At 64.8% G+C, this 19,687-nt stretch carries 19 protein-coding genes; 7 read left to right on the plus strand and 12 right to left on the minus strand.

Annotated elements, in window-relative coordinates:
- Positions 1 to 155 precede the first annotated feature (155 nt).
- Positions 156 to 632 (minus strand): hypothetical protein, encoded by a 477-nt coding sequence (locus ABIB06_RS27030; RefSeq protein ID WP_354051097.1) that lies wholly within the window; start codon positions 630 to 632, stop codon positions 156 to 158.
- 293 nt (positions 633 to 925) lie between these two features.
- Here ABIB06_RS27030 and glgC point away from each other — a divergent pair, with 293 nt between their 5' ends.
- From glgC to ABIB06_RS27045, 3 genes are read left to right on the plus strand one after another with little or no spacing between them, the layout of a single operon-like run.
- Positions 926 to 2,188 carry a glucose-1-phosphate adenylyltransferase gene (gene glgC, locus ABIB06_RS27035; RefSeq protein WP_354051095.1) on the plus strand — a complete coding sequence of 421 codons (1,263 nt, stop codon included), beginning with the start codon at positions 926 to 928 and terminating at the stop codon, positions 2,186 to 2,188.
- The gene (gene glgA / locus ABIB06_RS27040; RefSeq protein ID WP_354051093.1) at positions 2,185 to 3,642 is read left to right on the plus strand and encodes a glycogen synthase GlgA; all 1,458 of its coding nucleotides are present in this window, start codon (positions 2,185 to 2,187) and stop codon (positions 3,640 to 3,642) included. The genes glgC and glgA overlap by 4 nt, the downstream gene beginning before the upstream one ends.
- A gap of 37 nt (positions 3,643 to 3,679) precedes the next feature.
- The gene (locus tag ABIB06_RS27045) at positions 3,680 to 3,940 is read left to right on the plus strand and encodes a SemiSWEET transporter (protein WP_247341438.1); all 261 of its coding nucleotides are present in this window, start codon (positions 3,680 to 3,682) and stop codon (positions 3,938 to 3,940) included.
- Positions 3,941 to 3,991: 51 nt separating this feature from the next.
- Here ABIB06_RS27045 and ABIB06_RS27050 read toward each other — a convergent pair whose 3' ends face one another.
- Positions 3,992 to 4,786, minus strand: a complete 795-nt coding sequence (locus ABIB06_RS27050; protein ID WP_354051090.1) for a DODA-type extradiol aromatic ring-opening family dioxygenase — start codon at positions 4,784 to 4,786, stop codon at positions 3,992 to 3,994.
- 156 nt (positions 4,787 to 4,942) lie between these two features.
- Here ABIB06_RS27050 and ABIB06_RS27055 point away from each other — a divergent pair, with 156 nt between their 5' ends.
- The gene (locus ABIB06_RS27055; protein WP_247329577.1) at positions 4,943 to 5,122 is read left to right on the plus strand and encodes a hypothetical protein; all 180 of its coding nucleotides are present in this window, start codon (positions 4,943 to 4,945) and stop codon (positions 5,120 to 5,122) included.
- Positions 5,123 to 5,133: 11 nt separating this feature from the next.
- Here the strand turns inward: ABIB06_RS27055 and ABIB06_RS27060 are convergent, their stop codons facing one another.
- A complete protein-coding gene (locus ABIB06_RS27060; protein WP_354051088.1) occupies positions 5,134 to 6,594 on the minus strand; it encodes a carboxylesterase/lipase family protein in 1,461 nt (486 codons plus the stop codon).
- An 80-nt stretch (positions 6,595 to 6,674) separates the two neighbouring features.
- Positions 6,675 to 6,851 (minus strand): hypothetical protein, encoded by a 177-nt coding sequence (locus ABIB06_RS27065; RefSeq protein WP_247341430.1) that lies wholly within the window; start codon positions 6,849 to 6,851, stop codon positions 6,675 to 6,677.
- Positions 6,852 to 7,112: 261 nt separating this feature from the next.
- On the opposite strand from ABIB06_RS27065, the gene ABIB06_RS27070 reads away from it, so the two are divergent.
- The 3 genes from ABIB06_RS27070 to ABIB06_RS27080 all read left to right on the plus strand — a co-directional run bounded on the left by ABIB06_RS27070 (position 7,113) and on the right by ABIB06_RS27080 (position 10,586).
- Complete coding sequence (locus ABIB06_RS27070; protein ID WP_354051086.1) at positions 7,113 to 9,803, plus strand: flavin-containing monooxygenase; 2,691 nt, start codon at positions 7,113 to 7,115, stop codon at positions 9,801 to 9,803.
- Between the two features lie 92 nt (positions 9,804 to 9,895).
- Entirely contained in the window at positions 9,896 to 10,168 is a 273-nt protein-coding gene (locus tag ABIB06_RS27075) for a hypothetical protein (protein WP_247442320.1), read from the plus strand.
- A gap of 112 nt (positions 10,169 to 10,280) precedes the next feature.
- A complete protein-coding gene (locus ABIB06_RS27080; RefSeq protein WP_247341423.1) occupies positions 10,281 to 10,586 on the plus strand; it encodes a hypothetical protein in 306 nt (101 codons plus the stop codon).
- Between the two features lie 68 nt (positions 10,587 to 10,654).
- Here the strand turns inward: ABIB06_RS27080 and ABIB06_RS27085 are convergent, their stop codons facing one another.
- From ABIB06_RS27085 to ABIB06_RS27120, 8 genes are all read right to left on the minus strand, one after another.
- Positions 10,655 to 10,810, minus strand: coding sequence for a hypothetical protein (locus ABIB06_RS27085; protein ID WP_247341420.1), 156 nt, complete (start codon positions 10,808 to 10,810; stop codon positions 10,655 to 10,657).
- Between the two features lie 116 nt (positions 10,811 to 10,926).
- Positions 10,927 to 11,445: a septal ring lytic transglycosylase RlpA family protein gene (locus ABIB06_RS27090; protein ID WP_354051083.1), complete on the minus strand. Its 519-nt coding sequence runs from the start codon at positions 11,443 to 11,445 to the stop codon at positions 10,927 to 10,929.
- 93 nt (positions 11,446 to 11,538) lie between these two features.
- Positions 11,539 to 11,757, minus strand: coding sequence for a hypothetical protein (locus tag ABIB06_RS27095; protein ID WP_247442325.1), 219 nt, complete (start codon positions 11,755 to 11,757; stop codon positions 11,539 to 11,541).
- A 32-nt stretch (positions 11,758 to 11,789) separates the two neighbouring features.
- Positions 11,790 to 13,037 (minus strand): DUF1501 domain-containing protein, encoded by a 1,248-nt coding sequence (locus ABIB06_RS27100; protein WP_354051080.1) that lies wholly within the window; start codon positions 13,035 to 13,037, stop codon positions 11,790 to 11,792.
- Between the two features lie 2 nt (positions 13,038 to 13,039).
- Positions 13,040 to 14,503 (minus strand): DUF1800 domain-containing protein, encoded by a 1,464-nt coding sequence (locus ABIB06_RS27105; protein ID WP_354051078.1) that lies wholly within the window; start codon positions 14,501 to 14,503, stop codon positions 13,040 to 13,042.
- A 161-nt stretch (positions 14,504 to 14,664) separates the two neighbouring features.
- Entirely contained in the window at positions 14,665 to 17,184 is a 2,520-nt protein-coding gene (locus ABIB06_RS27110) for a M56 family metallopeptidase (protein WP_354051076.1), read from the minus strand.
- Positions 17,181 to 17,573: a BlaI/MecI/CopY family transcriptional regulator gene (locus ABIB06_RS27115; protein WP_354051074.1), complete on the minus strand. Its 393-nt coding sequence runs from the start codon at positions 17,571 to 17,573 to the stop codon at positions 17,181 to 17,183. The genes ABIB06_RS27110 and ABIB06_RS27115 overlap by 4 nt, the downstream gene beginning before the upstream one ends.
- A gap of 304 nt (positions 17,574 to 17,877) precedes the next feature.
- Positions 17,878 to 19,530 carry an NAD-dependent malic enzyme gene (locus ABIB06_RS27120; RefSeq protein WP_354051072.1) on the minus strand — a complete coding sequence of 551 codons (1,653 nt, stop codon included), beginning with the start codon at positions 19,528 to 19,530 and terminating at the stop codon, positions 17,878 to 17,880.
- Positions 19,531 to 19,687 lie beyond the last annotated feature (157 nt).

Raw genomic sequence — 19,687 nt, forward strand, 5'->3', positions numbered from 1 at the left:
CTGCATCGGGATTGTCGCGGGCGGGCATGGCCGGCTCGTTGTGCCGCATCACCGGGTTCAACGCGCGCAAGCCGATCGGACCGCTTGCGTGCAGCGGCCTTCAAACCTCTTCAGCATCGTCGCGCTGCGGCGAGGCGCTCCGCCTGTTTGATCGATCACCAATATCCGCGATGATAGGCCCGGTACGGCCGGTAGTAGCCGTAGCGCGGACCGTAATATGGACGATAGGCGCGATAGCCGTAGTAGCGTGGACGCGCGTAGTAGCCGCCATAACCGTAACCCGGACCATAAGCATAACCGGATCCGTAGCCGCCGCCATAATAGACGGGCGCATAACCGTAGCCCGGGCCCGGATATCCATAGCCGCCCCCATAGTATGGGCCGCCGCCATATCCATAGCCATAAGGCGCGCTGCTGGCGATGGCGCTGCCGATGATCGCGCCGGCCGCGAGGCCGCCAATACCCCATCCAAAACCTCGGCCGCGCCAGTACACCTGCGTAACATCATCGCCGACCGCGGCCTTCATGGTCGCGACATTGGTCGGCAGCGGAGCTGCTGCCGCCTGCTCGACCTGGCCGGCCATCACCGCACCCGCCAGCGAACAGGCAATTGTCATTTTCCAGATACTCATCGCCTCACTCCCTGTTTGACGTTTCGCTCGGAAGAGGATCGCGGTCGCATGATCGGGCATCCTTGCGCCAAGTCAAAGGCTCAAAAGTCGCGCCTCCGATTGCGTGCACCGCACAAGATGGGATGCCTCAATTGTCATCAGACCGGAGGCCGCAGACCCGGCAAAGCATTAAGCTTCCCGCGCATTCGCAACCAACAACCACCTTCCCGATTGACTATTCGTGCCGTTACTATCGGTTCCGAAGTGCGCGGCCGGGAGGCTTCTGGCGAGCGCCAGAGTTGTGGGAGGATGACATGAGTGCCGCGAGACCCGAGCCGCTTGCCCGTCAGGCCCTGGCGTTCGTCCTGGCCGGCGGACGCGGCAGCCGGCTCCTGGAGCTGACCGACCGGCGCGCCAAGCCTGCGGTCTATTTCGGCGGAAAATCCCGCATCATCGATTTCGCGCTGTCGAACGCGGTGAACTCGGGCATCCGCCGCATCGCAGTCGCCACCCAGTACAAGGCGCACAGCCTGATCCGGCACCTTCAGATGGGTTGGAACTTCTTCCGTCCCGAGCGCAACGAGAGCTTCGACATTCTCCCGGCCAGCCAGCGCGTTTCCGAGAACATGTGGTATGTCGGCACGGCGGATGCGGTCTACCAGAACATCGACATCATCGAATCCCACGCCTGCCGCTTCATCGTGGTTCTCGCCGGCGACCATGTCTATAAAATGGATTACGAGGTGATGCTGCGCCAGCATGTCGAGAGCGGCGCTGACGTCACCGTCGGCTGCCTCGAAATGCCGCGGGCGGAATCCTCCGGCTTCGGCATCATGCATATCGACGAGAATGGCTGGATCAAGTCGTTCCTGGAAAAACCGAAAGATCCGCCGCCGATGCCGGGAAAGCCGGACGTTTCGCTCGCCAGCATGGGCATCTACGTGTTCGACGCGAAACTCCTGTTCGAGGAGCTCAAGCGCGACGCCGAAGATCCGAACTCCAACCACGATTTCGGCAAGGACATCATCCCCTACCTCGTCAAGAACGGCCGCGCCATGGCGCACCAGTACTCGACCTCCTGCGTCCGCTCCGGCAGCGACCCCCGCGCCTATTGGCGCGATGTCGGCACGGTCGACGCCTATTGGGCCGCCAATATCGACCTCACCGACGTGGTACCCGAGCTCGATTTGTTCGACAGCGCCTGGCCGATCTGGTCCTATTCGGAGATCACGCCACCGGCAAAGTTCGTCCACGACGAGGAGAGCCGACGCGGCCAGGCCGTGAGTTCGCTGGTCTCGGGCGGCTGCATCATTTCCGGCGCCTCGCTGCGACGCTCGCTGCTGTTCACCGGCGTACGCGTCAACTCCTACGCCAATGTCGAGAACGCCGTGATCATGCCCTACGTCAATGTCGGCCGCGGCGCGCGCTTGAAGAACGTCGTGATCGACCGCGGCGTCGATATCCCGGAAGGACTCGTCGTCGGCGAGGATCCCGAGTTGGACGCCAGGCGCTTCCGCACCACCGAACAGGGCATTTCGCTCATCACCCAGTCGATGCTGGACAGGCTCAATACATGACGCCTGTTCGCGTCCTCGCGGTCGCCTCTGAAGTCTATCCCATCGTCAAGACCGGCGGCCTCGCGGATGTCGCGGGCGCGCTGCCGCTCGCGCTGAAAGCTCATGGCGTCGAGATGCGCACGCTGATGCCGGGCTATCCCGACGTGATGCGGATGCTCGGGGGAGCCGACGAGATCCGGCGCTGGCCGGATTATTTCGGCGGCCCCGGGCGCCTGCTCGCGGGCTCGCATGACGGGCTCGATCTGTTCGTGCTCGACGTGCCGCATCTCTACGCGCGGCCGGGCAATCCCTACGTCACCGCCGAGGGCGTCGACTGGCCGGACAATGGTGTGCGCTTCGCGGCGCTGTCGCGCATCGCCGCCGATATCGGCCACGGTCTCGTTCCCGCCTTCGTGCCCGACGTCGTGCACGCCCATGACTGGCAGGCCGGGCTCGCGCCGGCCTATCTGCATTATGACAGCCGACCGCGGCCCGGCACCGTGATGACCATCCACAACATGGCCTATCAGGGCAAGTTCGCGCCCGAGCTGATCGGTTCGATTGGCCTGCCCTGGCACGCCCTCGGCATCGACGACCTCGAATATTTCGGCGGCATCAGTTTTTTGAAGGCAGGCCTGCAATTCGCCGATCGCGTCACCACGGTCTCGCCGACCTATGCGCGGGAGATCCAGAGCGACGAGGGCGGCATGGGGTTCGGCGGCTTGCTTCGCTCCCGTGCCAACGTTCTGAGCGGCATTCTCAACGGCATCGACATCGATGTGTGGAATCCGCAGACCGATCCGCACATCGCCTACCGCTTCGGCGCAGAGGATCTCACCTTCCGGGCCGCGAACAAGGCGGTGCTTCAGCAGCAGTTCAATCTCGATTCCTCGGACGAGACGCCATTGCTCGGCGTCATCAGCCGCCTGTCCTGGCAGAAGGGACTTGATCTCCTGCTCGAGGCCATTCCGACCATCCTGAGCGAAGGCATGCAGGTCGCGCTGCTCGGAAGCGGCGACCGCGATCTCCAGGAACGCTATCAGGCCGCCGCACGCGCGAACCCGGGCCGGATCGGGGTCGTGATCGGCTACGACGAGATCATGGCGCATCTGATCCAGGCCGGGTCAGACGCGCTCATCGTTCCGTCACGCTTCGAGCCGTGCGGCCTGACCCAGCTCTGTGCGCTTCGCTATGGCGCCGTGCCGATCGTCTCGCGCGTCGGCGGCCTCGAGGATACCATCGTCGACATCGGCGAGGCCGATAAATCGGGCCACGATGCCACGGGCTTCAAGTTCGGCCCCGTGACCGCGGATGCCCTCGCCGGCACGCTGCGCAAGGCCAACATCGCCTTCCACGACAAGCTGACCTGGCGCCGTCTGCAACTGGGCGGCCTCGCGACCGACGTGTCCTGGCGCAACCGTGCCGGCGACTATGCCGCGCTTTATCGCGGGCTGATGGCGTCCCGCCGCGCCTGAGGCCTGATCGTCCTCGAATCCATGCTATAGAGCCGGCATGGAACCCCTTACGATCAAGCTGATCGGCTTTGCCGCCGCCACCTGCACCACCGTCGCCTACGCGCCGCAGGTCATCAAGGTCTGGAAGACCCGCTCGGCGCGCGACATTTCGCTCGGCATGTTTCTCATCATGGTGCTGGGCCTCGCGCTCTGGCTCGTCTACGGCCTGCTCTCCGGCGACGCGCCGCTGGTCGCGGCCAACGCCATCACCATGCTGCTCGCCGGCGGCATCTTGTTCATGAAGCTGAAATACGGGTGAGGCTAGCGCGATGCCAGGGTGGATTAGCGAAGCGCAATCCGCCCTACGAGTTCACCCGAACACATACGACGCCATCGCAACGTTAGCGACCTCGTCGACGAAGACGCGCTTGCCCGCGTCGCTGCCGGCGGCGCCGGCGGCCACCATCAGCGGCAGCAGATGATCTTCACGCGGATGCGCGAGACGCGCACTCGGCGCGTTCTCCCAGTCAACCAGCATCGCGTTGCGGCGCGCCGCGTCCGGATTGCTGATCGCCTCGTTCAGATAGGCCTCGAAATCATACGAGACCGGCTTGGACTCCGCCCGGCCAAACCCGCGCATGTTGTGATAGGTGAGCCCGCTGCCGACGATCAGAATGCCTTCATCCCGGAGTGATGCAATCGCCTGCCCCACCCTGATGTGCTCGGCCGCGTCATAGCTCGATCTCAGCGACAGCAGCACGATCGGCATGTCGGCATTCGGATACATCAGGCCGAGCGGCACGAAGGTGCCGTGATCGAAACCCTGATTGGGATCCTCCCGGCAATCGAGGCCGGCGCGCGCAAGCAGCGCCTTCACTTCCGCCGCGAGTTCGGGCTTGCCCGGTGCCGGATATTTGAGGTGATAGGTGTGCTCGGGAAAGCCGTGATAGTCGTACACCATCGGCGGATGCGCCGAGGTGGTCACCGTGAAGGTCTCGGCCTCCCAATGGCCGGTGATGACGAGCACGGCCTTCGGGCTTGCCGGCAATAGCTGCGGTAGCCGGCCGAACGCCTCGGCAGTCTTCGCATATTGCACCCGCCTGTCCTCCATGAACGGCCAGGGACCGCCGCCATGCGACAGGAAGAGGGTCGGAAATCGCGTCATGGATGCGGGCTCGTCTCGTTGACAGCATGCGCGTGTAACAGCCGCGCGATCGGCGGCGAGCATAGGCAAACCCGTATGGTTAGCAAGGCGTTAACGATTTGCCGCCCAAAATCCGGGCGTGGCCGAAGGAGTCGGCCAGAAGACCAAGGACGTGAGATGAAGAAGTTTGCGCTGGGGGACGTCGTCAACAGTGACAAGGGCCGCCGCGGTGTGGTTCGCGCCGCCTACAGGTCGAGGGAAGGCCAGCAGTTCTACGCCGTCGAGAGAGATGGCGCGATGGATTATCTGGAAGAAGACCGGCTGAGCCCGGCGCCGCGCGTCGAGCTCGCGGCTTAAGTCCAACTCATCTAACGGCCGAGCCGGTCCAGGCGCTCCGACCAGGGGTCGTCTCCGCTCGCGAGGCGACCATTCGTGATCAGCAGCAGGCGATCGCTGCCTGCCGCAGCGTCCCATTGCGGCAGGTCGGGACCGTTGGGATCGCCGCTCTTGGCGAAGTTGATCCAGTAGGCGCGCATGCGGCTTGCGACCTCGCGATCACCTCGTGACAAGATGCCCGCACCCGGCATGCCTTCTGCGCCGAAGATGAACTGCAATTCCCGCCCGTGACCGCCTTCGGGGTTGGCGCGCCGTGCCTCCGGCACATAGGCGAAGCGATAGCGGAAGGTCGGCGCGCCGCTTGCGGCATGCAGCCGCGCCAGCAGCCGCACCGGCTCCGAGAAAACCTTGTCGGTGTAGAACCTTGCCGCGCGGTCCGAAGGTTTGGCGAGGTCGGGATAGAGCTTGCGCAGTTCGTCGCTGGTGATGCCTGACGATGCCAGCTCCTCCCGGATATCGAGCTCGCTGTCGAAACCCGTCTCGTCATCGTTCGAACCGATGATCATGGGAATGCGGGCCTCACGTCCGGCCGCGAAGCCTGCGGCGATCTCCTCGTTCACCAGACGTCCGTCGATCATCGGCGCAAAACTGCGCGGCGATTTTTCCAGCAGATGTTTTTCGGCGGCAATCAGGCGTCGCGGTTCGGCTGCGCGCAAATCAGCCTGTTGACCAAGCGCCGCGACGAATTGCCGGCCCACAATCTCGGCCTCTTGCGCCGAGCGCAGCCGCGCACGGCCAGGGACCGATTGCAGAATGGCTTTCTGAAAGAGAGCGCGCGATTGCGCACACAGCATCAAGAGCGCGATCGAGGTCGCGCCTGCGCCGCTGCCAAACAAGGTGACGTTGTTCGGATCGCCACCGAAGGCCGCGATGTTGTCGTGCACCCAATGCAATGCGGCTATCTGGTCCATCAGGCCGTAATTGCCGGAGCCGCCTTCCGACAGCGCGGGCTCAGTGAGCCAGCCGAGCGCGCCCAGGCGAAAATTCACGGTCACCACGATGAGGCCGGCCTGCGCCAGCCTGCCGCCGTCGAACAGCGGATCGTTCGCGGTGCCGCGAACGAAAGCGCCGCCATGGATGAACAGCATCACCGGCAGCGGGCCATCGACCCCGAACGGACGGAACACGTTCAGCGTGAGGCAATCCTCGCTCGCGCCCGGCAGCGACGGCTGAAGGCACGGCGCGCCGTACTTGTAGGCCGTGCGCATCTCCGAACTCTCGGCGGTTGCCTGCGGCGGACGCCAACGCAGCGGCCCGATTGGCGCGGCCGCATAGGCCAGCCCCTTGAACGACGCCACCTCGCCTTCGACGGCGCCAAGCATCTGTCCTTCACGCGTCAGCGCGAACGGAAATTGGCCGACCGGCTGGGCCACGGCCGAGCCGTTGCAACAGAGGATGACAGAAGCCGCAAAAAGCGCGAACACGGACCGCATCTTCGGAGCATCTCGATGCGCGGAAGGGTTCGGTCAGGTTATGTCCGTCGTCCATAGTGAGGCAAGCGCCGCGGCGGCGCCTAGCTGCCCTTGGCGATAAGCTCCGCCAGTGCGTGCCGTGCGATGATGCCGAGTTCACCGAGCGTGGAGTGGCCTGACTGCGCCGCCTCGATCAGGCGCTGGGCGATGAACCTGCGGCTGTCGTGATCGCCGCCATGCGGCAGTTGACGGCACGTCTCCTCCAGGACGACGTCCATGTTCGCTCTGGTTCGCTCACTCAACTCTGTCATGACGCCCTGGGTATGCGTGGCTTGTAGCCGCAAGCATACACAGACGGATCATCCATGATTAGCCCGGGTAATCACGGCCATTGTGCATCGCGATGCGTGCATTGAAGCAAGGTTCGCGCGGCCATGATGACGCCGCAAACGGCTACCGAAGATTGCACTTGCTCTGATGACAAGCCGAGCCTGCGGCGATAGCCTGCCGACAAAACAAAACATACGGGAGGAAATACCATGCCTGACGCAGTGGTTGCTGCACGTGCCTCTGACGCGGGTCGCGGAACCAGTCAGCAGGTCGATGTTGCCGTGGTGGGGGCCGGGTTTGCCGGCCTCTATCTTCTCCATCGGCTGCGCAAGGCCGGCCTCACGGCGGTCGCCCTCGAAGAAGCCGGCGATGTCGGCGGCACCTGGTACTGGAACCGTTATCCCGGCGCGCGCTGCGATATCCAGACCATCGATTACAGCTATACGTTCGATCCGGAACTCGACAAGGCCTGGACCTGGTCGGAAAAATACGCTGCCCAGCCCGAGATCCTGCGCTATCTCGGCTTCGTCGCCGACCGCTACGATCTCAGGCGCGACATCCGCTTCAAGACCAAGGTGACCGAAGCCAAATGGGACGAAGCGACCGAACGCTGGCAGCTCACCACCGACAATGGCGCACCGGTCTTCTGCCGCCATTACATCATGGCCACCGGCTGCCTTTCCGCGCCAAAGCCGCCCGAGATCGACGGCGTCAAGGATTTTGGCGGCGAGGTTTATTTCACCGGACGCTGGCCGCATGACGGCGTCAATCTCGCCGGCAAGCGCGTCGCCGTGATCGGCACGGGCTCATCGGCCATCCAGTCGATCCCGCTGATCGCCGAGCAGGCCGCGCATCTGACCGTATTCCAGCGCACGCCGAATTTCGCGCTGCCGGCGGGTAACGGTCCGGCGCCGGAAGATCGCAAGACCTTCTTCGAAAGCGACCGCGCCGCATATCGCGATCAAGCACGCTTGTCGATGACGGGCGTGCCGTATCCGCAGCAGACGGTGGTAAGTTGGCAGTTGAGCGATGCCGAGCGTCGCGAGCGCTTCGAACGCGCCTGGGCCGCGGGCGACCTCGTCCACATCCTGACCCAGCTCTGGGCCGACCAGGGCGTGGATGTCGATGGCAATGCGCTGATCGGCGAGCTGATCCGCGAGAAGATCGGCGCAGCCGTGAAGGATCCGGAGACGGCGGCGGCACTGATGCCCCACGATCATCCCTTCGGCGCAAAACGCCCCTGCCTCGACACCAACTACTACGCGACCTACAACCGGCCGAACGTCACGCTGGTCAATCTGCGCCAGGAGCCGATCAAGGCGATCACCGCAAGCGGCATCACGACGGCCAAGCGCAGCGTCGACGTCGATGTCATCGTGTTCGCGACTGGCTTCGACGCCATGACCGGCGCGATCCGCGCCGTGCATCCGATCACCGGACGTGGCGGCAAATCGCTCACCGATGTCTGGGCACAGGGACCGCAGTCCTATCTCGGGCTCACTGTCGAGGGCTTCCCGAACTTCTTCATGATCACTGGCCCCGGCAGCCCGTCGGTGCTGTCGAACATGGCGGTGTCGATCGAGCAGCATGTGGACTGGGTTGTCGACCGGCTCAAGGCATTGCGCGACGCCGGCTTCACCACGATCGAGCCGACCGAGACGGCGCAGGCCGGCTGGGGCCGGCACATGGCCGACTGCTCGATGGTGACGCTGCACCGGCTCGCCAACACCTGGTACACGGGCGCCAACGTGCCCGGCAAGGTGCAGGGCCTGATGCCCTATACCGGCGGCGTCGGCCCCTATCGCAGCATCTGCGACGAGGTCACGAGCCGCGGCATGCTCGGCTTCAAGCTGACCGGCCCCAACGTTGCCGCGCAATGCAATGACGGCGAAGTGGTGCGCCTGCAGCCGGATGTGCGGCTGGTGCTGAACCTGTTGGCGTCGCTGAATCTGCCGCAGATCGAGTCGATGGGCGCGATCGGTGCCCGTGCCTTCGTCGACGAGTTCAACAAGGGCCGGCCTGCGGGACGGCCGATCGGCGACATCGTCGACGGCACCCTGCCCGGCACCGACGGCCCGCTGTCGTACCGCGTGTACCGGCCGGCGACGCCGGGGCCGCATCCGGTCGTGGTCTATTTCCACGGCGGCGGCTGGGTGCTCGGCGACGAGCAGTCGGACGATCCGTTCTGCCGCGACATGGTGCGGCGGACCGGCATGATGCTCGTCAGCGTCGGCTATCGTCATGCGCCCGAGCATCGTTTCCCGGCCGCAGCCGAAGACGGCTATGCAGCGACGCGCTGGATCGCCGAGCACGCCGCCGAGCTCGGCGGCAAGCCGGGCCCGGTGCTGGTCGCAGGCTGGAGCGCCGGCGGCAACATCGCCGCCGTCACTTGTCAGCTCGCACGCGATCGCGGCGGCCCGGAGATCGCCGGCCAGCTCCTGATCTGCCCGGTCACCGACTGCACCTTCGATCGTCCCTCCTATAACGACAATGCGACCGGCTATTTCCTGACCCGCTCGCTGATGTACTGGTTCTGGGATCTCTACTGTTCGCCAGCCGACCGCACCGATCCGCGCGTCTCGCCGCTCCGCGGCAAGGTAGCGGGCCTGCCGCCGGCCTTCGTCGTCACCTGCGAATTCGATCCCCTGCGCGACGAGGGCATCGCCTACGCCGAGGCAATGGCGGCCGCCGGCGTCCCGGTCGAGCAACTTAGGGCGCGCGGTCATTTCCACTCGTCCTTCGCCATGGTGGACGTGGTGATCACCGGGGTCTCCGGCCGGGTGCAGATGGCTGAGGCGTTGCGGCGCTTCGCCGGGCTTCCGCCAAAGGTCGGTCGCGGCGACGAGATCAGGCACGGTCACGACAGCCCGGGGCCCAGAATCGCGGCGGCCGCGAGCTGACAGCGACAAAGCGGCCGGGAACTTTTTCCCGGCCGCTGCGTTTTGTGGGGCGGCACCCGTGTAATGGAGTGCGTGTTGCGTGAGGTGGGGCGATGGGCGACGTGGTTGCGGATTCAAAGGTTGATTTTGGCGCGGCTGCGGCCCTGTATAAATGGCCTTCGCTTGCGAACCAGCGCCGGCCGGACCGGGATTCCTATCAGGTGAGCCAAGGCACTCTGGACGAATGCATCTCGGCTTTCATGGAGAAGCCGGCGACGACCAGGCATCTCTATGAAATTCACACGGCGGCGCAGCCGTCGCTGGTCACGGATATCCTCTCGCCCGAGCACGTCACCGAGCTATCGCGGCTCAGGGAATATCTCTGATTGCCTGCAGGCGCCGAAGCTGCACGCACACGACAAGCTTCTCACAAAGCAGGAACCTTCTTCCGGTTTTTCCCGTTAGTGGTGATCGGAAGCGAAGGTGTGAGTGCTTCACATGCTTGAAGCCGGCGTGCCAGCCCAGGTCGTGCCCTATGGCGCAGATCAGACCTTGTTCGTGGTGATCGATCGCCTCGACAAGGCGACTGAAATCCGCATCGAGCGAAGCGATCTCGACGCCACCATCGGCGAGCTCGTCGCCGGCTGCTTCAACGATCCCATCCAGGTCATCTCGTTCAACACGCTCGAGCACTGGATGAAAGACATCTCGACCGACGTCGCCGGTGAGATTCGGGCGCGCTGCGACATCGATGGCGTGAGGCTGCCCGATTATCTCAGCGACTTCGTCGAAAGCTATAGCTGAGCGCGCGTTACTTCGATTGCTCAGACGAGGAGGCGAGGCGTATGCGTTTAGCGCATGGATGATGAGAATCAGGCGCGCCGGTACTTGCCGGCGATGACCTCGATCTCGCGGCGGCGTTCGCCCGCGAAGCTCAGGAGCTTTTCGATCGTCACGGTATCCGTGATCCGCTTGGCGAGCCGCTCGGCGCGTGTGGCCTGATCTTCGAGATACTGGATCGTGTTCAAACGCCGCCCCCCAAGAGCCCCGATTTGGAGTCCGGAATTGTTTGGATGTCGATCGTGCGTCAGAGGCGGCTAACAGCCGGTTAAGCACAGCGTAGGAAATCGATGAGAATCGCGCTTTATTGCACGACGTCGAGCCGGACATTGGTGACGCCCTTGTCGACCATGCCGAGCGCCTCAGCCGCAGAGGGAGAGATGTCGACCACGCGTCCGCGAACATAAGGCCCGCGATCGTTGATCCTGACGGTCACGAAGCGACCAGAGGAGACATCGGTGACGCGCAGCTTCGTGCCGAACGGCAGGGAGGGATGGGCCGCGGTCAATTCGTTCTTGTCGAACCTCTCGCCGCTCGCGGTCTCCGTATCCGAATAGAAGCTGGCAACGCCATGCGAGGCGGTTTGCTTTGCGTCTCCGTCGGGGACGCGCACCCGGCTGATCGGCCGTGGATGCAGTGCCGCCACCCTGTGCGGGCGTTCGACCGCGGCCTGCCGGCTGGTGCCCGCCAGATCGGCCTTCTGGCGGCCGACCGGCGATTGCGCACACGCCGCAAGCGACGCCGCACCGGCGATGGCGAGCAGCAACCGGCACGAGGTTGCCAGCGAAATCCGGGTATTTTCGGCACGTGCAAAGCGAGACATGATGCGCCCTCCGAACGGCCCGAGTTTCGGCCGGCAATGAGGGCAGAACCTTGTCGGAACAAAAGCGGGTCGGAGGCCGCAGCCGTTTCGTGTTTAGCTGTGACGATTCCACCACACTGGCTTGCCCTGAATCGAGACAGGCTCGTGGGATAAGTCCGATACAACGTGCCAGACGATGCGCGGCCCCGGCTGAACCTCGGAAGGCTTGGTGTCACCCTTCAGGAGCCGCGCGAGTTCGCGCCGATAGAGCCACTGCCAGCCTGTCTTGAGGCTGGCGAGAAAGTCGAGCTCCCGCTGTGTCAGTGTGCACATCTCGAACCCGATCCGGTTGCAAAGCCGCGCTATCAGCCGACGAGGCCGCCCATCGGTCTGACATCGGCGCTGCCGGGGAAGACCGCATCGGCCAGCACCTTTTCCTCGACGCGCAGATGATCCCTCAGCAGGCCCTTCAACACCGCGCGCAAATCCATGGTCGGCTTGAGATCGCGATCCTCGAAGAGTTGCGCCGGCTTCAGGCCAGGCCAGTCCGCGATCACGCGGCCGCCGGCGAGCGCGCCGCCGATCAGGAAAGCGACCGTGCCGGTGCCGTGATCCGTACCCTGCGTCCCGTTGATGCGCGCGGTGCGCCCGAACTCGGTGACGACGGCGACCACCGTCTCTCGCCAGGCCTCGCCCATGTTGCTCTCGATCGCAGCGAATGCGCCGTCGAGCGCGCCGAGCAGATTGTAGAGCTGGCCCGCGGCCGCGCCTTCGGCGATGTGCGTGTCCCAGCCGACGAAGCCCATGGCGCCGACACGCGGACCATCGGGCTTTGCGAGATAGCGCGCGGCGGTGCCGGCGGCTTCGGCAAAATAGGCGCGCACGCGCGCGATGCCGGGCGCCAGCGTCGGATCGTCGGACATCGGATCGCCCGTGCCCGGTGCGCCGCCGAGCGAGGCGAGCTTCATGCGGGCCTGGAGCACGGTCGCAAGCTTCGGATCGGTGTGCCGGTAGAGATCGAGCAGGCGGTTCTGCGTGTCCTCGCTCGCCGGCAGCAATTTCTGCGGCACCCATGTCATGACAGGCGCCGAGCCGCGCACCACCAGCGGCGTCACCGAGCCAATGCCGAGTGCGCGGCTGCCGCGCGGGTCGACACGCCCGCCCGATTCCAGCGCGAGCAGCGCGCGGTTGAGCCATCCCGAGTTGGTCATGCCGGGCTTGACGAGCCCGCTTTCCAGCACGTCCTGGCCGTCGAAATGCGAGCGCTCGCGATAGGGCGTCGCGGTGGCGTGGACGATCGCAGCCTTGCCGGTCTTGTAGAGCCGATGCAGGTTCGGCATCGCCGGATTGAGCGCGAAGAAAGCATCGAGCGGCAGCGCCGGCGTCTTGCCGTCCAGCACCAGCGCGCGATCGCCGCGCAAGGAGATCCAGTCGGGATCGCCGACCGGTGCGACCGCACCGAGACCATCGAGCGCACCGCGCAGCACGATGACCAGCAGGCGCGGATCGCGCCCTTCGGCGCGCGCAATCCGCGGCATCTGGCTCCATGCGAACAGCGCGCCGGAACCAACGAGAAGCTCGCGCCGCGTGGGCAAATGATTGACGAAGCCCATACTCACCTCCTCAGAAAATCCGCCGACATGAACAGCAGCGCCAGCGCCTGCTGCCGGCTCTCGGCACGCCCGACCGCCTGCTTCACCTCGGGCGCGATCTCGGACGCGAAGACATCCTCGATGATGGCTTGCGGATCCGCAGTGGCCGCCACGCGCTCGGCAAAATTATTGGCGATGTCGAGCCTTCGGCCAACGCCGTCGATCCAGCTTGCCTCGTCATCCGGATATCCCTTGGGCGCCGACGGGCGCCACAGCCCCTCGCCGAGCAGGTCCTGGCCGCCGGTGAAGCGTGTGGGATCGACTTCCCTGATGCCGGTTGCGCGCACCATGCCGACGACCCATTCGCCGGGACGCTTGAGTTTTGACGGCGGCCCGCGCCACGCTTCGTCTGACGAGACCAGCGCGATCGCGACCTGCTTGAGATCGCCCTCGGTGTCGCGAAAGGTTTTTGCCATCTGCGCGACGAGCGCCGGCGGCGGTTCGTCTGCCACGAAATGGCGCGCGAGTTTTGTCGCGACATGGGTCGCGGTTGCCGGATGCGCGGCGAGGTCGCGCAGCACGGCGCGGCCCTGCTCGGCATCGTCCTGCTCGTAGCGCTTGCCGAGCACGGTCTGTCCGCCGGGCTCGTGCAGCCGCGGATTGAAGATGAACTCGCCACCGTGCTCGGGATTGTCTCCGGGCGGAACAAGCGTCCATCCCGTCAGCACATTGGCAAAGCCGATGACGTCGTCCTGGCTGTAGCCGGTACGCACGCCGAGCGTATGCAGCTCCATGATTTCGCGCGCAATGTTCTCGTTCAGGCCGCGGCTGCGGTTGATGCCGGCAATCGAGTTCGCACCCATCGAGCCGAGATTGTCGAGATAGAACAGCATCGCCGGATGGCCCTCGACGGCCTGAAGCAGATCGACGAAGTGACCGAGCGCATTGGCGCGAACGGCCTCACGCTCGTAAGCACCCGACATGCTCTGGATCTTGTAGGCCGAGATGCAGAAATGGTTGGACCAGAACCACACCAGCCGCTCGGCGAAGCCGATGTCGGCGCCGAGCGCGGCTTCGGTCCGCAGCTTGGCTTCCTGCAAATACATGGGACGTCCGGGATCGGGAACGGCTTCAGCAGCCTGCTTGGCTGCCATCTCAGCCCCGTCCTTCTCCTGACTCTGCGCTGGCCCTTGCGTCTGCGTTTGGTTTTCCGACATGACAGGCGCGGACGCCGTCTGCTGCTTCTTCGCCTGCTGCTGGGCCTGCTTGGCGCGGGCCGTTCGCCGCGCATTGGCGTCGGCCACGGTGCGATAGGCTTTCGCACTGGAGGGCAGGCTGGCGGCTGCGGCAAGCGCGAGCGGGCGATCGAGTTCGGCGATCAGCGCGCCGCGCGGGTCGCTGCCGAGAGCGGCGATTGATCCCGGCCGCGGCCCCATCCCGAAGCGACGAAGCGCCAGCGCAGCTTCGGTCTTTGCAGAATTGCTCATGGCGAATGCCCACTTCTTCGAGCCTGCCGACGGTGTCGGCGCGAAGCTACGAAGCGTAATGCTACAAATCGTAGCATTCGCTGAGTAGACTCGCAAGCGGAGATTGAGACGTCGCCCTCAAAGACGTCGGAGACCTCCGGTCCGGCAGACCGGCAGCGGTCCTAGAAATTGGGCCCAAGCGCGATCTTCGTGATCGTGCCGTTCCTGACGCCGATCCGCCATTCCGCCGAACCGTTGGCGAACTGGGCGACATAGATGTCGCTGTCGAGCGCGGTGACGCCGCGGAAGGAGACCGCACGCAACGCACCGAGCCGCGTCAGGATCGCCTGATCGATCGGAAGCTGCTGACGCGTGATATCGGCCACTTCCGACGTCATGCGCTCGTAGTCCGGCTGTCCCTTGCCGACGCCCTCGATGTAGCGGCGCAGCATCTCCTCACCATTGGCGATCGGAACGGCGCGCCGCGCCGCGCGCCCCGGACGCGCGCCGAGGCTCAAGGCATCGACATTGTGGAAGCGCGTTTGCCGGCCCGGCACCAAGACCTCAAGGCATCGCCCCGACTTGTCGGCAATCACCCAGGGATTGTTCACGGTGGTTGTGGAGGCCCATGTCATGTTGGGCCTGACGACACTCTGCGTCTTGCGGTTGCCGTCGGCACCGAGATTGAAGACCTGGATGTCGTCGCCCATCTCGTTGTAGACCAGAATTCTGATCGGCGAGGTGCCGGCACGACCGCGCACATTCGCCTCCTCCGAGCAAGGCACGATGCCGCCGAGTTCGTCATTGCCGTCGGCCCGGAAGATGACGTCGCCGGCCTTGCCGTCGGGGTCGAGCAGCAGGCGGAATTCCGCTGTGCCGTTCTCGAACTTGGCGCCATAGATGTCGTAGCCGCCGGGCCCGACGCCGCGGAAGAAAATCGACTCCAGCCCGCCGAGCGCGACCAACGTCGCGTGCATTTCACTGAGCTGCCGGTGGACCTTGGCCGCGAGCGGCGCGCTCATGCGATCGTAGTTCGGTGTGCCGCCGCGCAGATCTTCGATCCCACGCAAGATCATTTCCTTGCCGCCGGTGGCTGGAACCTGCTCCCTGAATCGGTCAGGCACTTCGGCGAGGCGGCGAGCGAAGTCCGCTTCGACGGCCTGAGCCACCCCCGCATCGACGCGGGCTGCCAGGCGGGCGCCGAAAACCGCACTCTGCACTAGCACGCGCGAGACCTTTGACTGCTCGTCGCGCAGGAAGATCAGGAGATGGTCGCCGCGGAAGGAGAACGCATCGGTGCCCTCGGCAAGGACTTGCGTCGTGCCCTGCCCGGTTTCGTTCAGCCAGAGACGGTCGCCGTCGCGGCGCACGGTGAGCACGCGGTTCGGTGCCAGCCTGTACCAGCCGACATATTGGTCGAGCGATACGGAATCGGCTGCCGCCGTCGGCATCTCCGCGACGCGAACCGCGCTTATGTCGCGGCCGTTCATGCGCAGCATCAGTTCGGCCGAACGACGCTCGGCATCGAGCGGGAACGTGATCTCGCCGGACGAGGCCGCGTAGGACGCGGTACCGTCGCTCCCGACCGTCAGGCGCAATTTGCGCTGCCCGGTGAGCTGGCCGTAAAGCTCGTCACCTTCGCGGAAGATCGCGAACACCGAGGCCGGGCCCATGGCGTAGAAATTGACGAAGGGACGGTAATGCTGGGCCGGCACCTCGCCGGTATCCGCGCCGAGGGGCACCGGGTCCGGCGTGCGATAGGCGATCATGCCGGCGGATACGATCACGGCCGGTACGATCGCGGCCGCAATCCAAAGCCGCTTGCGCCAGCCGACTGGGACGGGCATCGCGGCGGCCGCAATAATGCGCTCGACGCGGGCGCGCACGGTCGAGGCCCGCGCCATCGCAAGCTCGACCGGTCGCGGTCTTACGGTGCTTGCAAAATCAAGCAGGATTTCCGCATAGGACAGCCGGTCGTCGATCACCTCGATCGCCTCGGCGTCGCTGATGATCTCGGCGAGTTCGGCGAGGTGTGCGAGCTGCCACCACGAGAACGGGCTGAACCAGAACACCGCGCGGTTGAGGGACGCGAGTAAGAGAACGTAGAAATCGCGGTTGGCGACGTGCGCGCCCTCATGCGCGAGCACCGCGAGCCGCTTCTTCGCGTCCCAGCCGGAAAATTGCGGCGGCACCAGAATGGTCGAGCCGAAGGTAACGGGACCACCAACGTCGCAGCTGACGCGCACATCCGCGTCGATCATCAGCGGGCCCTTCATCGGCTTCGCGACGCGCGCCAGACGCCAGGTCAGGCAAAGGCCGATAGCGAGCCGCAGCAGCAACAGGCCGGCGACGCCGGCATAGACAATAGTGGCGACCAGCCACCAGTCGATCGAGAATCCGCTCTTGGCCGGTGGAACAATCGCCGGACCGGGCGCGACCGGGAGTGTCGGCTGCGGCATCTCCAGCGTTGACATGTCGGCCGGCAGAAAATCATCCGGCATGGATACCGGCAAGGGCAGCCGGGTAATCGTGAGCGTCGGCCAATGCATCACGAAGGGCATCGCAAGCGACGCAAGCAGCACGACGACCCATGCCGTCATGTGGACGTGCGGATTGCGCACCCGAAAAAGATTGAGGCCGAACCAGACGACGCCCCCCAGCATAAGGGAGCGCAGCGCCGCCTCCGCCAGAGTTGCGATCATTCTTTCTTCACTCCCCTCGCCTTCTTCGCCTTGGCCACCTGATCGGCCAGCGTGCGCAATTGCTGCTGGTCGAGCATCGCATTGTCGACCATGCCGACGAGAACCTCTTCGATCGAGCCGTTGCAGAACCAGTCGACGATGCGCTGCACCGCCTTGGCTGCAACCCGCGAGCGTTCTTCAGCCGCGTGGTAGACATAGGTCCGTCCGTCGACGGTGTGCCGAGCATAGCCTTTTTCTTCCAGCCGGCGCAGCACCGTGCGGACCGTGGATTCCTTCAGACGCCGCGACAGCCGCTCGCGCACGATTTCGGCCGTAACAGGACCATGGGCCCAAACCAATTGCATGACCTCGTGCTCGAGGTCGCCCAGTTCGGGCAAACGATCGTCCATGGCGGCTTACCTTGCTTCGAATTTTCTTGTAGCGCTACAGAGCGTCGCATATACGGCCGCGCCGCGCAACGGCGTTTCCACCTGAAATGGTGTCGCGTGCTGACCTAACGAGGCGCGTTGCGACCCGCGGGGGCGGTGCGCTCCCTCTCCCGCTTGCGGGAGAGGGTTGGGGTGAGGGTGTCTCCGCAGTGGGACTTCCCAAGAGGATAGAGCCCTCACCCGGCGCAAGCGCGCCGACCTCTCCCGCAAGCGGGAGAGGTGACCGGGCCAGCCGCCAGATCGAGTCAATCAAAAGTCATCACGCTCAGTATTTCGGCTCGTACATCTGCGACTGGACCAGGCCTTTCACGTCGTTCGGCGCGGGTCCGTCCGCGAGCCCGCGCTGAAAAGCGACGTCGGCGACGGCGGCGGCGATGCGAACCGAGACCTCGCGGATGCGCGGCAGCGCCGGGTAGAGGCTGCCCTGCGCAAGATCGTCCTTGCCGACGCAATTGGCGAGCGTATGGGCGGCGGCCATGAACATCTCGTCCGTCACCAGCCGTGAACGGCTGGCGATGACGCCGAGGCCGACGCCCGGGAAGATGTAGGAGTTGTTGCCCTGGCGCGGCACGAAGGTGCGGCCGTCGAGCTTGACCGGGTCATACGGGCTGCCGCAGGCAAACAGCGCGCGGCCCGCGGTGTAGCGATAGGCATCTTCCGCAGAACATTCGGCTTTCGAGGTCGGGTTGGAGAGCGCAAACACGATCGGCTGCTCGTTGAGCTCGGCCATTGCCTTCAGCACGTCGGGTGTGAAGGCGCCGCCGACCGCGGCAACGCCGATGATCGCCGTCGGCTTCAGCGTCTTGATCGCGGTAAGGAAGTCGGCGATCGGCGCCTGATCGGCATGGGCATAACGGAGCTTGTGACCGGAGAGGCCTTCGCGGCTGCTAACGACAAGGCCGCGCGAATCCACCAGCCAGTTGTGGCGGAGCGCTTCCGCCTCCGAGGCGCCCTCGGCCATCATGGCGGAGACCACGAGGTCGGCGATGCCGGTCGCGGCCTCGCCTGCGCCAAGGAACAGAATGCGCTGATCCCTGAGCTTGCCGCCGTTGATGCGCAAGGCCGAGAAAAGGCCGGCGAGCGCCACCGCTGCGGTGCCCTGGATGTCGTCGTTGAAGACGCAGGCGTCATCCCGATATTTGTGCAGCAGCTTGAACGCCGAGTGATTGGCGAAATCCTCGAACTGGATCAGCACGCCGGGGAAGGTCTTTCGCGCGGCGACCATGAATTCGTCGACGAAGCTGTCATAAGCCTCGCCGGTGAGCCGCCGCTCGCGCAGGCCGAGGTAATAGGGATCGTTCAGGAGCTCTTCGTTGTTGGTGCCGACATCGAGCACGATCGGCAGGCACAGTTCGGGATGCACGCCGGCGCAGGCCGAATAGAGCGAGAGTTTTCCGACCGGAATGCCCATGCCGTTGGCGCCGAGATCGCCGAGGCCCAGGATACGCTCGCCGTCGGTGACGACGATCAGCTTGGCTGGGTAAGGCCAGTTCTTCAGGATTTCGCCGATCTGGCCCCGATCGCGCGAGGATATGAACATGCCCCGTGGCCGCTGGAAGATCAGGCCGTATTTCTGGCAGGCGAGCCCGACCGTCGGCGTGTAGATGATAGGCTGGATCTCGTCGATATTGTCGACGACGACGCGGAAGAAAAGCGCCTCGTTGCGGTCGTGCAGCGCATTCAGCGCGACGTATTTCTCGAGATCGGTCGGCAGCGTGCGCAGATTGGTGAGCACGCGCTCGACCTGGGTCTCCATCGTCAGCACGCAAGGCGGCAGCAGGCCACGCAAGCCGAGCGCGTCGCGGTCCTGCGCCGTGAAGGCGGTGCCCTTGTTGAGCAAGGGATCGCGCAGCAGCGTCATGCCGTGCGCGGTGTCGGATGACGTCGAATGGGTGCTGACCCGAGCAGGTCTATTCACGAATTCCCCCAGGGAGTTTCTTGTTGAGCCGCAATCATTGTCGGCCACCCCTCACCTGATATCAAGGACGTAGAAACTCAGGCATGGATTGTGATCTCGCACCGCAGCGAGATTTTCGTGAAGACCGGCAGTTGCGCGCGAGAAAAGATTAACGCCG

The organism is Bradyrhizobium sp. LB8.2 (assembly GCF_040548035.1).
Taxonomy (GTDB): domain Bacteria; phylum Pseudomonadota; class Alphaproteobacteria; order Rhizobiales; family Xanthobacteraceae; genus Bradyrhizobium.

Coding starts and splice junctions, on each gene's coding strand:
- glgC (WP_354051095.1), top strand. CDS start 926: ATGAGTGCCGCGAGACCCGAGCCGCTTGCCCGTCAGGCCCTGGCGTTC.
- ABIB06_RS27060 (WP_354051088.1), bottom strand. CDS start 6,594: ATGCGGTCCGTGTTCGCGCTTTTTGCGGCTTCTGTCATCCTCTGTTGC.
- ABIB06_RS27115 (WP_354051074.1), bottom strand. CDS start 17,573: ATGGACGATCGTTTGCCCGAACTGGGCGACCTCGAGCACGAGGTCATG.
- ABIB06_RS27030 (WP_354051097.1), bottom strand. CDS start 632: ATGAGTATCTGGAAAATGACAATTGCCTGTTCGCTGGCGGGTGCGGTG.
- ABIB06_RS27070 (WP_354051086.1), top strand. CDS start 7,113: ATGCCTGACGCAGTGGTTGCTGCACGTGCCTCTGACGCGGGTCGCGGA.
- ABIB06_RS27100 (WP_354051080.1), bottom strand. CDS start 13,037: ATGGGCTTCGTCAATCATTTGCCCACGCGGCGCGAGCTTCTCGTTGGT.
- ABIB06_RS27080 (WP_247341423.1), top strand. CDS start 10,281: ATGCTTGAAGCCGGCGTGCCAGCCCAGGTCGTGCCCTATGGCGCAGAT.
- ABIB06_RS27050 (WP_354051090.1), bottom strand. CDS start 4,786: ATGACGCGATTTCCGACCCTCTTCCTGTCGCATGGCGGCGGTCCCTGG.
- ABIB06_RS27095 (WP_247442325.1), bottom strand. CDS start 11,757: ATGTGCACACTGACACAGCGGGAGCTCGACTTTCTCGCCAGCCTCAAG.
- ABIB06_RS27045 (WP_247341438.1), top strand. CDS start 3,680: ATGGAACCCCTTACGATCAAGCTGATCGGCTTTGCCGCCGCCACCTGC.
- ABIB06_RS27110 (WP_354051076.1), bottom strand. CDS start 17,184: ATGATCGCAACTCTGGCGGAGGCGGCGCTGCGCTCCCTTATGCTGGGG.
- ABIB06_RS27075 (WP_247442320.1), top strand. CDS start 9,896: ATGGGCGACGTGGTTGCGGATTCAAAGGTTGATTTTGGCGCGGCTGCG.
- ABIB06_RS27055 (WP_247329577.1), top strand. CDS start 4,943: ATGAAGAAGTTTGCGCTGGGGGACGTCGTCAACAGTGACAAGGGCCGC.
- ABIB06_RS27105 (WP_354051078.1), bottom strand. CDS start 14,503: ATGAGCAATTCTGCAAAGACCGAAGCTGCGCTGGCGCTTCGTCGCTTC.
- glgA (WP_354051093.1), top strand. CDS start 2,185: ATGACGCCTGTTCGCGTCCTCGCGGTCGCCTCTGAAGTCTATCCCATC.
- ABIB06_RS27090 (WP_354051083.1), bottom strand. CDS start 11,445: ATGTCTCGCTTTGCACGTGCCGAAAATACCCGGATTTCGCTGGCAACC.
- ABIB06_RS27065 (WP_247341430.1), bottom strand. CDS start 6,851: ATGGACGTCGTCCTGGAGGAGACGTGCCGTCAACTGCCGCATGGCGGC.